A 15,833-nucleotide genomic window follows, 5' to 3' on the forward strand; every position below is an offset into this window, starting at 1 on the left:
CAGGAATGACATAATACCAGCCTCAACCTTTAAACTAAATCATTATGAGCCACTATTTCTCCTGTTGCTTCAACTTGCAGTAGTCCGTACTCTGTCATCGCTTTTATTGCACTCTCAGGTAATTCTATCTTATCTGTAGCGTTACTATCAATAATATCTTCAATTTTTAAAATGCATAAAAACTCTAAAGGCGGTATCAATTTAGCTATCTTTTCCTCTAATTCTATTAATGGTTGTTTTATAGAATCATCCGAATCCAAACTCATTTGATTTGAAAATTTATATAGTTCTAATAGGCGTTTTATATACTCATCCTTAGAAATATCTTTTACAACCGGTAATATTGCTGCTTTCCATTGAACAAATGCAGCTAAATCTTTCTTGTCAATAGCCTTAATTTTCTTGTAATCATTCTTACGAAATACGGATTCAAGCGTTAAAAGAGCTTTCAGAGGTTCATAAATTGCTTCCTTATCACGGACCATTTGACCGTCAAGATCGAGTATATCCGGATTAGCACCATATTGTAAAAATACTTTTACCATATCTGTACTCTGCTTCCTATCATTAAGCTCTCTAGTTAGGTCTACTAAACTTTTAAATGCGGTTTTTTCACAACGGATAAATTCCATATTAGCACCATAAGCGAGCAATTTAGTTACCATGGCTATATTTAGGTATAGGAACGTACATATTTCTAAATAAGTCATATTGTCACCTGTTACGTAATTAGGATCCGCACCATTTTCAATTAGAAATGCTGCCATATCAAAATGTTGAGCTGTTAGGGCAGTGTGAAAAACGGTCATGCCGCTGTTGTGGTCAAGGATTATATTTGCACCTTTTGCAAGTAGAAGCCTTACTATCCCTTTCTAATTATTATGACACGCAAAATATAAAAAAGATTTAGCCTCACCTTCCAATGTATATACTTCTGTATTTGGATCAATATTTAAAGCGGTTAACATACTATCAACTAAATCATAATCACCTTGACAAATTGCTTTAACTATAGCAGTGTCAGGAGATCTTGCTATTTTATCTACAGTGCAGTATGCCATATTGGACACACTAGAAATATTTGTATTTGGATCTTCAATCAAAGCTTTGAATTCTTTGACAAAACTTTCTCTAAAAAATTCATATCTTTTTATTTTATATATATTATTAAATTCCATATTTTGCTGTTCTTCTATATCTTTACTGCTTAATATCTCATGAAATTTATTTCTAATTATATCATCGGTTATCATAGTATTTCCCTTAATGATTCAATTGATAGTATTTTGTATCGTACAGAAAAAAATCATTTTATCAACAAATAGTTTATTTATTAGTAAGCAATCAATAAACTAAAATATTATATTAAATATTGTCATATGCTGTTATAATCACTTTTTTAGCCACTAATATTTAAACAATGAAACTATCTGATTTTGACTTTGATTTACCAAGCGAACTGATCGCACAATATCCATCTAGTGAACGTGATAACTCAGATTTACTAATTGCTGTTACGCCGCCTATTAAAACCAAATTCTACAACATAATAGATTACTTAAAAGAAGGGGACTTATTAGTCTTTAATAATAGTAAGGTAATAAAAGCAAAGTTAAATTTGGGGAAAAATGTTACAATAAATTTGAATCAAAAATTATCAGATGATAGTTGGTCGGCTTTTGCTAAACCAGCTCGAAAGCTTCATGTAAATGATGAATTTTATTTTGATAATCATAAGGTAATTATTACCGAAAAACTTGCAATGGGTGAGATTAAAGTAAAATTTGAGCTTAATGATATTTCTGTATTCGAGTTCTTAAATAAATACGGTGAGATGCCGCTACCGGTTTATATTAGGCGTTCACACTCATTATGTCATCCCGTGGCTACGACCACGGGATCCAAAAAATATTTAAATAATGACTGGATACCGTGGTCAAACCACGGGATGACAAACACTCAAAACGACAACGACCGCTATCAAACTGTCTATAGCCAAATAGAAGGTTCAGTTGCAGCACCGACGGCAGGTTTGCATTTTACAAAGGATATACTTGATAAGCTTAAGGCAGAAGGCATACAAGCTACATTTTTAACATTACATGTGGGAGCTGGAACTTTTTTACCTGTAAAAACCGAAAATATTCATGAACATAAAATGCATACCGAATATTGCTCTATTACTCCTGACACTGCTGAAATCATAAATAAAGCAAAGCAAGAAGGGAAACGTATTATCGCAGTCGGCACTACAACACTTAGAACACTTGAGAGTTCTTGCAATAACGGCATCATAAAAGCAGGTAGCTTTGAAACCGATATTTTCATAACCCCAGGTTTTAAATTTCAAACAGCCGATATGCTACTTACTAATTTCCATTTTCCTAAATCGACTTTATTTATGCTTATATGTGCTTTTGCCGGATTTAAAGAGATGCATGAATTATATAAATATGCTATAAAAGAAGCAATGCGTTTTTTTAGCTACGGCGATGCAACGCTTTTATGTAGGAAATGATAATCACAACCGTCATTGCAAGCAACTAAAAGGAGCGTGGCAATCTAGCAAAAATAACAAAAAATGCTAAAGGTTAGCATTTTTCACTGGATCCCGTGGTCAAACCACGGGATGACGGAGGTGAAATTGATCCACGTAACAAAGCCTTCCTGCTTTTAGCTAGGAACGACATTTTAGAAAAAACCTATAACAAACTAGATAAAAAATATTTTAGATGATTAAATCCTCTAATTTATTAATACGAGATTCAAAACAAACTGCTTTACGAGAAGAATTAAAACAGCTGGCAACAGCACTTAATAAGCCTAAAAGTTTATTCAAATTCTTTAATCAAAACAACTTAAAAAGCGGAACTTATTTATACGGTCCGGTGGGCAGCGGTAAAACTATGCTCATGAATTCTTTTTTTGAAGAATTAACCACACCTAAAATAATAATACATTATCAGAACTTTATGCAGGAAATTCATAAATCTATGCATAAATTACAAACAGCAAATCAGAAAGATATCATCCATAAAATTGCTAAAAACTATGCTAAACAAACTAAAGTGTTATGTATAGATGAGTTTGAAATTAAAGATATTACTGATGCAATGATAATCGGTAGATTATTTAATGAATTAATAAAGCAAAATATTTTTATTTTTATAACTTCTAACACGAGTCCCAATAATCTGTACAAAGATGGATTACAACGAGAATCTTTCTTACCTTTTATAAAGATAATCAATAATACATTTTATGTTAAATATCTAGATAATCAACATGATTATCGATTTGATAAGGCGTTAAGAGTTAAAGAGGCAAGGATAATTTATCCTTTAACTTTAGAAAACCAAAACAAACTTGAAAAAATTATCACGGATATTAGTGATAATAATCTTGCTCCTCAAAATATACAGGTTCTAGGTCGAGAAATATCCTTTCAAAAAGTGCATAAAAGAATATTAGTAACAGATTATAATGAATTATTTACAAGAGACTTAAGCTATATCGATTATGTTAATATTTGCCAAAATTTCAACGTTATTATAGTGGGGAACGTTCATACTATCGATGCTAACGATACAAATACAGCCGTTAGATTTATCAACTTTATCGATAATGCCTATTTCTATAAAATACTCTTATTTATGAGCCTAGAAGATAACCCAAATAAAATATATCAAGGTTCAGCACGAGCCGCAGAATTTAAACGCACTACTTCAAGACTAAATGAAATGAATAGCGAATCTTATTTATTAAATAATGATTTTAAGAATTAACTTCAATTTTCGCTAAAAAAACTCTTTAATTACTAATTAAAATTTATTTACAGATGACCTCTAAGAAACTTAATAAATTCATCAATATTGATCTTTATATTGTCTTCTAAATACTCTTCTGTTGTCTGATCTACATAAAAAGGATAATAATCGCATGACATATAATTTTCCATTCTTTTATAAAAACTTCTAGAGGGAGTTGTACCGTGATCAATCTCTACTACTTTGCATTTTGGAGCCGCAAAAATAAAGTTAGCAAATCCTGATCCGTGCGATCCAACTATTATTTTTGCTTTATTAAAAAGCTGGGCCTGTTTATACGGGAAGGATAGCTCTAGATATATTACTTTAAAACCGGATCTCTAAATTTTTTCTATTAATTCCTCTTCATTAACTATTTTTCGGGTAGAAGCGTATTTACGAGAAATATATATTTTATCGTATGCTTTACCATTATCTTTAATAAAAATATTTCTTAAATCTTTTTTTAACCATAAAGGCAAAGGCGTACCTTTTACCGGAATAAACGGTACAGATGGAACAATTAGTCTAGTAGCTTGAATTATACAGTCACTATTTACTACAAAAAGCTTATCTTCCGGTATATTTAAATAATTTAATACTATTTCTAATGACTTAATTTGCCATGAATATTTTAAATTATTAATATAGATACGATCATATTCAAGAGCTGATTCTTTTAATATAATTAATCTAGGCAAAATTTGTAGCAGCCAATGATACCAATTTTCAGAACCAGAAGATGAAATTACTGCTAATTGTCCATTAAAATATAAAGGATTTTCAGTATTAATATCTCGTTTTTTTTAATAAACTATGTTGATCACCTAAGCTTGTTTGAGTATCTTGTAGAATATAACCTTCTTGAGTTAAAATTCCACCTTCATTAATTACTGTGCCGTTTGGTAACTCTAAAATAAATTGACCAGTATTTTTTTCTTTAAATAGCTTTTTAATTTCTATGTTAGATTTTAGCGATTCTATGGAAATAAATTGATGTTTATTTTTTAATGCGTAAGCATTACTAATATAGAGAAAGGTAAAAATTATGAATATAAAATATCTCATAAAGAGAAAGAAAGATAATTAAAAATTTGCATTACAAGCTTGGCAGCGACTTACTCTCCCATGCCTTATGACATAGTACCATTAGCGCTATGAGGTTTCACGTTCGAGTTCGGGATGGGATCGTGTGTTTCACTCATGCTATAACCACCAAGCTAGCAATACAAACTTTTAAAAAGATAGATTTGTATTATAGTTTGCTGTTAATGTTGTTGCACAACTCAAAAAAATTCTTAATATCATATCTTAACTTTTACTACGATACTCAGCAAAATAATTTTCGCTGGATATCGTGGCAGGGCTACAGTATAACATTAGTTATGCAATAACATTTTTATTAGTTGATAAAAAGCTATTTAACCTGATAACTTTGTGAATAGATACTACACTCTTATAACATTAACACTATATGCATATGTAATCTCACAGTAAAGTAAATCAATCGAGCTATTAGTATCGGTTAGCTACACACATTACTGTGCTTCCACACCCGACCTATCAACGTGGTGGTCTTCCACGGCTCTAATGGGGAAGTCTAGTTTTGAGGGGGGTTTCCTGCTTAGATGCATTCAGCAGTTATCCCTTCCGTACTTAGCTACCCAACTGTGCCGTTGGCACGACAACTGGTCCACCAGGGGTACGTCCACCTCGGTCCTCTCGTACTAAAGGCAGATCCTCTCAAACTTCCTACACCCACGGCAGATAGGGACCGAACTGTCTCACGACGTTCTAAACCCAGCTCACGTACCACTTTAATCGGCGAACAGCCGAACCCTTGGGACCTTCTCCAGCCCCAGGATGTGATGAGCCGACATCGAGGTGCCAAACGATTTCGTCGCTATGGACGCTTGGAAATCATCAGCCTGTTATCCCCGGAGTACCTTTTATTCGTTGAGCGATGGCCCTTCCACTCGGGACCACCGGATCACTATGACCGACTTTCGTCTCTGCTCGTCTTGTCAGACTCGCAGTCAGGCTAGCTTATGCCATTACACTCTAAAAGTTGATTTCCGACCAACTTGAGCTAACCATCGCGCGCCTCCGTTACTCTTTGGGAGGCGACCGCCCCAGTCAAACTACCCACCATGCATTGTCTCGGATCCTGATTCAAGGATCTCGGTTAGATGTCAAGAACCAAAAGGGTGGTATCTCAAGGGTGACTCCACAAAGGCTGACGCCTTCGCTTCGTAGTCTTCCACCTATCCTGCACATCTGATTCCTAACACCAGTGCAAAGCTATAGTAAAGGTTCACGGGGTCTTTCCGTCTGACCGCGGGAACTCCGCATCTTCACGGAGAATTCAATTTCGCTGAGTCGATACTGGAGACAGTGGGGAAATCGTTACGCCATTCGTGCGGGTCGGAACTTACCCGACAAGGAATTTCGCTACCTTAGGACCGTCATAGTTACGGCCGCCGTTCACTGGGACTTCAATTCAGAGCTTGCACCCCTCCTTTTAATCTTCCAGCACTGGGCAGGCGTCAGACCCTATACGTCGTCTATTGACTTTGCAGAGCCCTGTGTTTTTAATAAACAGTCGCTACCCCCTAGCTTGTGCCACCTGCACATGGTTGCCCATATACAGGTCATCTTTCTTCCGAAGTTACAGATGCAATTTGCCTAGTTCCTTCAGCATCGTTCTCTCAAGCGCCTTGGTATACTCTACCTGTCCACCTGTGTCGGTTTCGGGTACGGTCTATAATGAAGGTGTTATTTCCTGGAAAATATTCACCGCACAATCAATCCAATAAGACTGTACAATTTACTATTTTCGTCACATCCTTCAGGTTCAGGAATATTAACCTGATTCCCATCGATTACGCCTTTCAGCCTCATCTTAGGGGCCGACTAACCTTGCGCAGATTAACTTTACGCAAGAACCCTTGGACTTTCGGCGAGAATGTTTCTCACATTCTTTATCGCTACTTATGTCAGCATTCTCACTTCCGATACCTCCAGCAAACCTTACGGTTCACCTTCGCAGGCTTACGGAACGCTCCGCTACCATTTATGCCAAATGCATAAACCCGCATCTTCGGTACATGACTTGAGCCCCGTTACATTGTTGGCGCAAGAAAACTTATTTAGACTAGTGAGCTATTACGCTTTCTTTAAATGATGGCTGCTTCTAAGCCAACATCCTAGTTGTTTTGGTCTTCTCACATCCTTTAACACTTAGTCATGATTTAGGGACCTTAGATGGCGGTCTGGGCTTTTTCCCTCTCGACTATGGACCTTAGCACCCATAGTCTGTCTGCTATGCTGTACTCATCGACATTCGGAGTTTGATTGAGTTTGGTAAGCCTGTGGGACCCCCTAGCTCATTCAGTGCTCTACCTTCGATGGTAATCGCTATAACGCTCTACCTAAATAGATTTCGCGGAGAACCAGCTATATCCGAGTTTGATTGGCCTTTCACCCCTAACCACAGCTCATCCCCTACTTTTTCAACAGTAGTGGGTTCGGTCCTTCAGTGGATTTTACTCCGCTTTCAACCTGGCCATGACTAGATCACCCGGTTTCGGGTCTAATTCATCTAACTAAACGCCCTATTCAGACTCGCTTTCGCTACGCCTACACCTAACGGCTTAAGCTTGCTAGATAAACTAAGTCGCTGACCCATTATACAAAAGGTACGCCGTCACAAGACATATAAATACGCTTGCTCCGACTGCTTGTAAGCATTTGGTTTCAGATACTATTTCACTCCCCTTGTCGGGGTACTTTTCACCTTTCCCTCACGGTACTTGTTCACTATCGGTCACTAGAGAGTACTTAGGCTTAGAGGGTGGTCCCCCTATGTTCAAACAGGATTTCACGTGTCCCGCCTTACTCAAGGACTTCAAACTTTTTACCTATACGGGACTATCACCCTCTATGGTCAACCTTTCCATGTTGTTTTAGTTATTTTTTTGAAGCCACTGGCCTGGTCCGCGTTCGCTCGTCACTACTAACGGAGTCTCGGTTGATGTCCTTTCCTCCAGCTACTTAGATATTTCAGTTCGCTGGGTTTGCCTCATATAGCTATGTATTCACTATACAATACCTAATAAATTAGGTGGGTTTCCCTATTCGGAAATCTTCGGATCAAAGTTTATTCGCAACTCCCCGAAGCTTATCGCAGCGTATTACGTCCTTCATCGCCTTCTAGTGCCAAGGCATCCACCAAATGCTCTTATTATATTTACTTACGCTTTTAACTTGAGATTACACAATGCATACAGAATTAATTTCACAATTATTTTCAGCATCTACTCACGATATAAATTTTTATTATCGCGGTGTATTTAGTTTTTAGCTTTATCAACTTTTTAAACAGCTACAAAGTTTTACGTTTCAAACTTTGTGTGATGATTTTATATCTATATTTTTAAAGCTTGTCAAACACTAATTTCAAATAATTTTAATTTTATTTCTTATGAGAGAGCTTAAAGTTATTTTAACCTCTTTTTAAAGTAGGCTTTGTCGGCTTTTTGTTTAGATTTGCGGTCCCTAATTTTGTATCTACCTTACCGCCTAAATCTTCCAACAAAAATCTGCCTTTTTGTAAAACATGATTTACTGCTGTCATTTCTCCTTCTCTGTTTACCAAACCGCTTTGAGTTTTAACCAACAATAATTTACCGTCTTTTCTAAAGACTGGATTTTCATCAATTGCAAAATCTTTAGTTATACTTAAATTACCGTTCTTATCAAATGTACCTAAAATATTTTTCTGTAAATCAGCAAATACGGCATGAGCGTATAATTTTGAAATTTCTTTTATTTGCTTTGGATTGTTTATATGTTTGCCTGCTTTATTAATAAAGCCGCTAATTTCATATTGAGATGTTTTACCATGTGGAGTTTTTTTCACAAAAAATTGAGTTTCCGTAAGTAGCTTAGTTTGATCCTCTACTTCATCATCTACTATATTAATGACTTTCCTTTTTACAGAATAAATATCATTATTCTTTTCAAGCTTTGAGGTAAACTCCTTAACGTCTCAATTATCATTAAACCTAACTTCTTTTTTATCTTTACCCATAATAATACTCTTATTTTAATACTGTATCTTTTAAAATATTTGTACCACGTAAAAATTCTTCTATATTCAAAGCTTTTTTACTCTCTTGCTGAAGTTTTTTCACTCTTAATATACCGCTTCCACAAGCTATTTCCAGCTTATCGCTAATAACGGTACCGGAAGTAAAGTGATGATCCGCATTTAAATATTCTGCTTCAAGGATTTTAATTATTTTATCATTATAACTAAAATATGCTCCGGGCCAAGGATTCATGCCCCTTATTTTACAATCTATTTTATATGCGGATTCATGCCAATTAATTTTTCCTTCTTCTTTAGTTAATTTATGAGCATACGTAACACCATCACTTGGCTGTGTTATTGGTACTATATTATCGATATTTGCAAGTGTTTTAATTAATAACTCCGCTCCGAGATTTGCACATTTGTTATGCAGTTCTTCCAATGTTGTTCTTTCTTCTAAATCAAAATCTTCTTTCATAAATATATCACCTGTATCAAGCCCTGTATCCATACGCATAATACATACACTACTTTTCCGGTCACCCTCTATAATAGTACGCTGCAGAGGAGCCGCTCCTCTGTGACGAGGCAAATCGGATGGATGGATATTAAGACAGCCGTATTTCTTAGCTTCTAATATAGCTTTCGGCACAATAAAACCATATGCAATAACAACTATAATATCAGCATTAACTTTATTAATTAGATTTATTACTTCATCATTACGAAGAGTAGAAGGAGTATAAACAGGAATTTGATGCTCAAATGCTAATTGATGTATTGGCGATTTAGCTAAGTTAAGTCCTCTGCCCTTAGCTTTAGGCTGCTGTGTAAAAACAGCTTTAACTTCGTGATGAGTTATAAGTTTTTTAAGAGCGGGAACAGCGAATTCAGGCGTTCCCATAAAGATTACTTTCACACTATATTATTTTTGAGTTTCTTAAGCTTACGAAGTACTACATCTCGTTTTAAATTACTTAAATAATCAATCATAAGCTTACCTTCTAAATGATCATACTCATGCTGGATAACTCTTGCAAGCCAATCATTTGCTTTAAGCTTTTGCGATTTACCATGATAGTCTAAATACCGAATCTTTATAGATTCCGGTCTTGCGACCTCAATACGTTGCTCCGGTAATGAGATACAACCTTCGTTAACCGCAACTAGCTCTTCTGATTTTTCTATTATTTCAGGATTCACTATAAAAAGCGGATAAAAATCTTTTGGTCTTGCTACCGAATCATGATCTTTTATATCAATTACTAAAATACGTTTCAATACCCCTACTTGTACTGCTGCAAGCCCTGCACCGTCTTCATGGTACATAGTTTTAAGCATATCATCCATAAATTTTCGTGTGTGATCGGTAAACTCTAAAACCGGCTGAGATTTCTGCTTTAATCTTTCATCAGGTGCCGTTACTATCGGTAATATTGACATAATAATTAAATCTTAATATTTTATTTTAATATACTATAAAATCACCAAAATGTAAAGAAAGCAAACCTGCCTAATTCCGGCAATAGTTGCATAATAAACTTACCTATTTGCAATAATTTGTCGAATTAATAATATTTAGTACAAAATAATAGCAAATATCAGATAACATGTTTAATAAATAAGGCTTGCATAAAATTAAGGAGGAATAATCATGCATTGGGGTGATATTGAAGAAATTGCCGAACAACTCGAAGAACATTGTAGCGATCAGTATAATGAAAAAAAAATTTCATTATTAAAGCTAGAGAAACTGATTAGAGATTTAAAGGACTTTGAAGATGGAGCGAAAAAAGTCGCAGAAGTTACATTAGAAGAAATTTTAGACAAATGGGAAGAATTACGTGAAGAAATTAGAGAAATCGATTAAGTAGCTTTTGAGTTATTTTCAGACATTTATAAATTAACTTTATAAAAATACATTATAATCAATAAAAATATAGCAACTGCCTGAAAAAAAACTCTTAAAGTCATTAACTTTGAACTAAATTTCTTATCAAACTTTCCTCCGATAGCCATCGATACTACTCCTATAATAAGAACCGCAACGGTTAAACCAATCGCAATTAATAACCACATCATAATTTATTACCAATATATCACTTTCCACACAAAGATTATATGCTTTTTCTCTTTTAAATCAATTATCTAATATTTGAGATTTGGTTAAAAAATTCACTAATTCTTCGTAAAAAATAATAATTCAAGGAACACAAATATCTAATTTATCAAATATAGATAATTCAACAATTACTTTAAAAGAAAAAGAGATATTAGGCTCTTGCGTTCTTATTAATTTTTGCTCAAAAATATCTAACAATACAAATAATTTAATTTTCTGCACGCAAGAACCTAGAGTATTTTGAGAAACCTCGTCCTATTGCTAAAATATTTATTAATGCCCACGGTGGAACATGACTTGCTCTATGCAAATTTGCTTAAATTAAGCTTTCTGAGTTACACTAATATATATTATCTATCAGTTTAACAAAAACACCATTTCCTAAAACATTAGCACAAGTGATCACAGGATCAAATAAGATATAAAGAGCTGTAATCAGAGACATCATATTAGTATTAAAACCTAGATATTGTTCAAGTATAGGAAACATTACAATAATTCCACCACTTGGTATAGCTGCTACTGAAAATTTTGCCAATACAAAATAAAAAGTAAAAATAAAATAATTAAATAAAGTAGGTTCAGCTAATCCATAACTTTTTAGTATAGTATAAGCCAAAATCGGTATGGCAAAACAATCGCCAACAAGATGAATATTGACTGTTATTGGTCAACGGTACGAGCGAGTGCTTTATTATTTGTATTATTTTCCGCTCCTATTATACTAAGTGGCATACTTATAACACTAGACATTGCACTAAATCCACTTATAGACGCTGGCATCATATTACTAAGGCTAGCTATGAATTCCTTAACTCGACAGTTACTTAAAATAAAATAAGCAAGAAAGATATAACCAAACTGAGCAAATACGATCGTCACAAAAATGAACATATAATCTTTAATAATTATATCTAATACTTCATCAAACTGTAGTTTTACGATAAAGCCCATTATAAATAAGGGAATTATATAGATCAACAATCGCAATATTTTTGCAACAAATGCTTCTAGCTTACAAGCCAATCCAATTGCAACTTCAGCACACAATTTTGAGGAAATAAAGCCTAAGATAATACTACTAAATACGATTTTATCATTAGCAATAATATTAGGAAAATTAAGCAATCATAAAGGCTTTAAGCTATCATTTTCTATAGGAGAGATCATTGATAAAGCGAATTGATACATGTATATACCTACATAATGACTAGAACAAACATTAGACCCACATACTAGTAATAATATTAAGAAAACTATACGTGTTGCATCTTTGGCTAGCATTACAACAGATTTAAAAAGTAAACCAAAAATAAAGGTAGAAATAATCCAATTATAGATTTAATAGATAGACTTATTGAATACAATAACCTTTGTACTTCTAAACTCATTAGTGGGTTTAACAATATGATAGCTATGATAATAGCCATTAAAATAAGTGGCATTTTACACAACATAAAACTTACCTATAATAATAATTAGTTAATTTAAATAGATGGATATAATTAAAAGAAAGATGAGATATTGTTACCGGCTTAGACCGGTTGTAGTAGTAAAAAAAGACTGGAAAGTTAATATTTGCATATTCATAAATTCAATATACAGTTATTATAGAGAGAAAAATTATTGTTGCAATACTTTTCTAGAAGTTCTTTGGGGGGTATTGTTAACTAAAAGCAGATCAATTAATAAATTAACGTCATTGCGAGGAGGCATTGTTGCGTGAAGCAATTTCACCTCTGTCATCCCGTGGCTTGACCACGGGGTGATAAGTGGGTTTTACCGGTCCACGCAACAATACCTCCTCGCAATGACTACTTAGGTATCTATGCAAAATGCTTTCGCAAGAATGACATCGAGAGCTTTTTAAGAGCTATGCGGGAATAACAACGCCTCAGCCCTTACACCTCTTCAGATTGCTCTAATCCCTCTTCCTCTAACTCACTATCTTCTTCACTTTCAGCAGTTTCAGCAATTAAAGAGACAGACACGACTTTTTCACCATCATCTAGCTTAAATAGGATTACGCCGCTAGTGTTACGTCCCGTAATACGTACTGACTCAAGTTTACAGCGAATTAACTTACCACTATTGGTAATCAGCATTAACTCATCATCCATTTTAACCGGCATAACACCGACGACTAAACCAGTTTTGTCGTTAATATCCATATTGATTATACCGCTACCGCCACGGTCAGTAATTCTATAGCCATAAGCTGAGCTTCTCTTACCAAAACCGTTCTCAGTTACGGTTAAAATGAATTCTTCGGAATTTGCCATTTCTACAACAGCCGGGGCAGTTAAGCTTACGCCAAGTTCTTCAGGATTAAACGCCTCACCTTTAGCAATCTCTAATCTCTGCTCCCACGGCACGGATAAATAAGCATCTCTATCCTCTTTTGTACTACTAATACCTTTAAGCACAGTCATAGAAATTACGGAATCCTCTTTGGCAAGCTTCATACCTCGTACCCCATCAGAAGTACGACTCTTAATAACACGCAGCGATTCAACAGGGAATCTTAAAGCTTTACCGGCTTTGGTAGCAAGTAAAATATGCTCGTCTTCTTTACATGGTTTTACATCTATTAATTTATCGTCCTCATCAAGCCTAATAGCAATTTTACCGTTCGACTGAAGCTTTTTGAAATCTAATAAATCGCTTCTTCTGATATTACCCTTGGCAGTTGCGAACATAATGTTTAAATTATCCCTCTCATCCTGATTTTCAGGTAGCGGCATAATATTCGTAATATGCTCATTTGCTTTCAACGGTAATATATTAACCATCGGTCTACCCTTACCCTGCGGATTACTTAAAGGCAGTTTATACAGTTTTAAACTATAAACCTGACCGATATTTGAGAAGAACAACATAGGAGTATGGGTACTACCGACAAAAACTTGCGTGGTAATATCTTCATCACGCATTGAAAGCCCTGATCTTCCTTTACCGCCACGTTTTTGCGCACGATAGCTACTTAGAGGTACACGCTTGATATACCCACCAAGCGTTACGGTTACAACCATTTCTTCACGCTGAATTAAATCTTCTATATCTTGATCAAATTCGCCGAATTCAATTGAAGTAAGACGAGGAGTCGCAAATTCTTCTTTAACTTTAATGAGCTCTTCCTTTAAAATTTCAAGTAACCTTGTACGAGAGCCGAGTATATTAAGATATTCGGTGATTTCCGTAGTGAGGTTCTTTAAATCCTCTTCAAGCTTGTTTTTCTCCATAGCGGTCAGGCGTTGCAATCTCATTTCTAAGATTGCCTTAGCTTGCAATTCGGTAAAGTTACATTTACCCTGCTCGTTTAACATTGCTTTATCATCAACCAACTTTACAAGAGGTAGGATATTTAATGTTTCCCACTGACGAGCCATTAATTCTTGTTTAGCTGCATGCGGGTCATTTGAAGCTTTAATAATACGTATTATTTCATCGATATTACTAACGGCAATAGTTAGTCCTAGTAAAATATGAGCTCTATCTCTTGCTTTATTGAGTAAATATATAGTACGGTTAGTAATTACTACTTCCCTAAAACTAACGAAAGCTGCAATTACTTCTTTCAAATTCATCACTTTCGGTAGCCCATCTTTAAGAGCAAGCATAATAACACCGAAGCTAGTTTGTAGCTGCGTACATGCGTATATTTGATTTAAGACTACTTCAGCAACTACGTCTTTCTTTAACTCAATAAAAATCCTTACACCGTTTTTATTTGATTCATCACGTAAATCACTTATACCTTCTATACGCTTTTCCTTAACCATTTCAGCGATTTTCTCAACGAGCCTTGCCTTATTTACCATATACGGTATTTCGGTAATAATAATTGCTTGACGGCCATTACCGATATTCTCAATCTCGGCTCGACCTCGCATAATGATACTACCTCTACCGGTAAGATATGCCGATCTAATACCGCTAATGCCTAAAATCATTGAACCTGTAGGAAAATCCGGTCCTTTAACAACTTCAAGTAAATCTAATATTTCTATATCGTTATTATCTATATATAAACAGCACGCATCGATAACCTCACCAAGATTATGAGGCGGGATATTAGTTGCCATACCGACCGCAATACCTCCGCTACCGTTCACCAATAAATTGGGAAACATTGCAGGAAGTACGGAAGGCTCTTCTTCAGAACCATCGTAATTAGGGTTAAAGCTGACAGTCTCTTTATCGATATCCTCTACGAGCTTATACGAAACTTTGGCCATTCGAGATTCGGTATATCTCATTGCTGCCGCCGCATCACCATCCATCGAGCCGAAATTACCCTGCCCGTCTACAAGCGGTAAACGCAAGGAAAAATCTTGTGCCATACGTACTAACGCATCGTAAATAGCACTATCGCCGTGCGGATGGTATTTACCCATCACGTCACCGACTATTCTAGCGGATTTTCTATAAGGTTTACTAGCATGATTACCGGCTTCATGCATGGAATAGATAATTCGGCGATGTACCGGCTTTAAGCCGTCCCGAACATCCGGTATAGCTCTACTGACTATAACGCTCATAGCATAATCAAGATAAGATACTTTCATCTCATCTTCGATATTTACCGGTACTAAATTAGAAGAAGATTTATCAGTCACGATTACTTAGCCTTAAATTTAATGAATTATATTTAATAATAGAGACATAATAAATTTCTTTCAAGGATTGCTTGTATTTATAATCGTGGCATTGTTTCTAAGTTACCGATGTCATTGCTGCGGGGCATTGTTGCACGGATGCCGATGTCATTCCTGCGAAAGTAGGAATCTAGTTTTTTAAGCAAATTATA

14 protein-coding genes, 2 rRNA genes and 2 pseudogenes are annotated in these 15,833 nt (G+C 35.1%); 4 read left to right on the plus strand and 14 right to left on the minus strand.

Translation table 11 applies throughout. The features are described 5' to 3' along the window. Nucleotides 1–29: 29 nt before the first annotated feature. Together C4Q30_RS09600 and C4Q30_RS09605 are read right to left on the minus strand one after the other, a co-directional pair. A complete protein-coding gene (locus C4Q30_RS09600) occupies nt 30–809 on the minus strand; it encodes an ankyrin repeat domain-containing protein (RefSeq protein WP_245207466.1) in 780 nt (259 codons plus the stop codon). Between the two features lie 63 nt (nt 810–872). Next, nucleotides 873–1,253 (minus strand): hypothetical protein, encoded by a 381-nt coding sequence (locus C4Q30_RS09605; protein WP_245207467.1) that lies wholly within the window; start codon nt 1,251–1,253, stop codon nt 873–875. A gap of 167 nt (nt 1,254–1,420) precedes the next feature. Between C4Q30_RS09605 and queA the strand changes: the two genes are divergently transcribed. Then, complete coding sequence (gene queA / locus C4Q30_RS03570) at nt 1,421–2,518, plus strand: tRNA preQ1(34) S-adenosylmethionine ribosyltransferase-isomerase QueA (protein ID WP_045805349.1); 1,098 nt, start codon at nt 1,421–1,423, stop codon at nt 2,516–2,518. 214 nt (nt 2,519–2,732) lie between these two features. Then, a complete protein-coding gene (zapE, locus tag C4Q30_RS03575; protein WP_103897228.1) occupies nt 2,733–3,785 on the plus strand; it encodes a cell division protein ZapE in 1,053 nt (350 codons plus the stop codon). Nucleotides 3,786–3,832: 47 nt separating this feature from the next. On the opposite strand, the pseudogene C4Q30_RS03580 reads toward zapE, so the two are convergent. The 7 genes and pseudogenes from C4Q30_RS03580 to def form a co-directional block, all read right to left on the minus strand. Further along, a pseudogene (locus tag C4Q30_RS03580) lies at nt 3,833–4,507 on the minus strand (glycosyltransferase family 61 protein). A gap of 88 nt (nt 4,508–4,595) precedes the next feature. Next, nucleotides 4,596–4,874 carry a hypothetical protein gene (locus C4Q30_RS09610; RefSeq protein ID WP_045805348.1) on the minus strand — a complete coding sequence of 93 codons (279 nt, stop codon included), beginning with the start codon at nt 4,872–4,874 and terminating at the stop codon, nt 4,596–4,598. 37 nt (nt 4,875–4,911) lie between these two features. Next, nucleotides 4,912–5,026, minus strand: a 5S ribosomal RNA gene (gene rrf, locus C4Q30_RS03590). A 274-nt stretch (nt 5,027–5,300) separates the two neighbouring features. Further along, a 23S ribosomal RNA gene (locus C4Q30_RS03595) occupies nt 5,301–8,061 on the minus strand. Between the two features lie 249 nt (nt 8,062–8,310). Continuing rightward, nucleotides 8,311–8,727: a hypothetical protein gene (locus C4Q30_RS03600; RefSeq protein WP_103897725.1), complete on the minus strand. Its 417-nt coding sequence runs from the start codon at nt 8,725–8,727 to the stop codon at nt 8,311–8,313. Between the two features lie 181 nt (nt 8,728–8,908). Beyond that, the gene (gene fmt, locus C4Q30_RS03605) at nt 8,909–9,820 is read right to left on the minus strand and encodes a methionyl-tRNA formyltransferase (protein WP_014013982.1); all 912 of its coding nucleotides are present in this window, start codon (nt 9,818–9,820) and stop codon (nt 8,909–8,911) included. Further along, a complete protein-coding gene (def, locus tag C4Q30_RS03610; RefSeq protein ID WP_103897229.1) occupies nt 9,817–10,344 on the minus strand; it encodes a peptide deformylase in 528 nt (175 codons plus the stop codon). Before def ends, fmt begins: the two co-directional genes overlap by 4 nt. A gap of 211 nt (nt 10,345–10,555) precedes the next feature. On the opposite strand from def, the gene C4Q30_RS03615 reads away from it, so the two are divergent. Further along, a complete protein-coding gene (locus C4Q30_RS03615; protein ID WP_014013980.1) occupies nt 10,556–10,771 on the plus strand; it encodes a Fe-S cluster assembly protein IscX in 216 nt (71 codons plus the stop codon). A gap of 26 nt (nt 10,772–10,797) precedes the next feature. On the opposite strand, the gene C4Q30_RS03620 is transcribed toward C4Q30_RS03615, so the two are convergent. The 4 genes from C4Q30_RS03620 to C4Q30_RS10220 form a co-directional block, all read right to left on the minus strand. Beyond that, complete coding sequence (locus C4Q30_RS03620; protein WP_014013979.1) at nt 10,798–10,983, minus strand: twin transmembrane helix small protein; 186 nt, start codon at nt 10,981–10,983, stop codon at nt 10,798–10,800. 121 nt (nt 10,984–11,104) lie between these two features. After that, entirely contained in the window at nt 11,105–11,245 is a 141-nt protein-coding gene (locus tag C4Q30_RS03625; RefSeq protein ID WP_103897230.1) for a peptide deformylase, read from the minus strand. A gap of 118 nt (nt 11,246–11,363) precedes the next feature. Further along, nucleotides 11,364–11,642, minus strand: a complete 279-nt coding sequence (locus C4Q30_RS10215; protein WP_103897231.1) for a cation:dicarboxylate symporter family transporter — start codon at nt 11,640–11,642, stop codon at nt 11,364–11,366. A 44-nt stretch (nt 11,643–11,686) separates the two neighbouring features. Then, entirely contained in the window at nt 11,687–12,151 is a 465-nt protein-coding gene (locus C4Q30_RS10220) for a cation:dicarboxylate symporter family transporter (protein WP_280641669.1), read from the minus strand. A 118-nt stretch (nt 12,152–12,269) separates the two neighbouring features. Between C4Q30_RS10220 and C4Q30_RS09620 the strand changes: the two are divergent. Beyond that, a pseudogene (locus C4Q30_RS09620) lies at nt 12,270–12,505 on the plus strand (hypothetical protein). A gap of 419 nt (nt 12,506–12,924) precedes the next feature. Here the strand turns inward: C4Q30_RS09620 and gyrA are convergent. Next, nucleotides 12,925–15,642 (minus strand): DNA topoisomerase (ATP-hydrolyzing) subunit A, encoded by a 2,718-nt coding sequence (gene gyrA / locus C4Q30_RS03645; RefSeq protein WP_103897232.1) that lies wholly within the window; start codon nt 15,640–15,642, stop codon nt 12,925–12,927. Between the last annotated feature and the right edge of the window lie 191 nt (nt 15,643–15,833).

This window comes from Rickettsia fournieri (assembly GCF_900243065.1).
Lineage (GTDB): Bacteria > Pseudomonadota > Alphaproteobacteria > Rickettsiales > Rickettsiaceae > Rickettsia > Rickettsia rickettsii.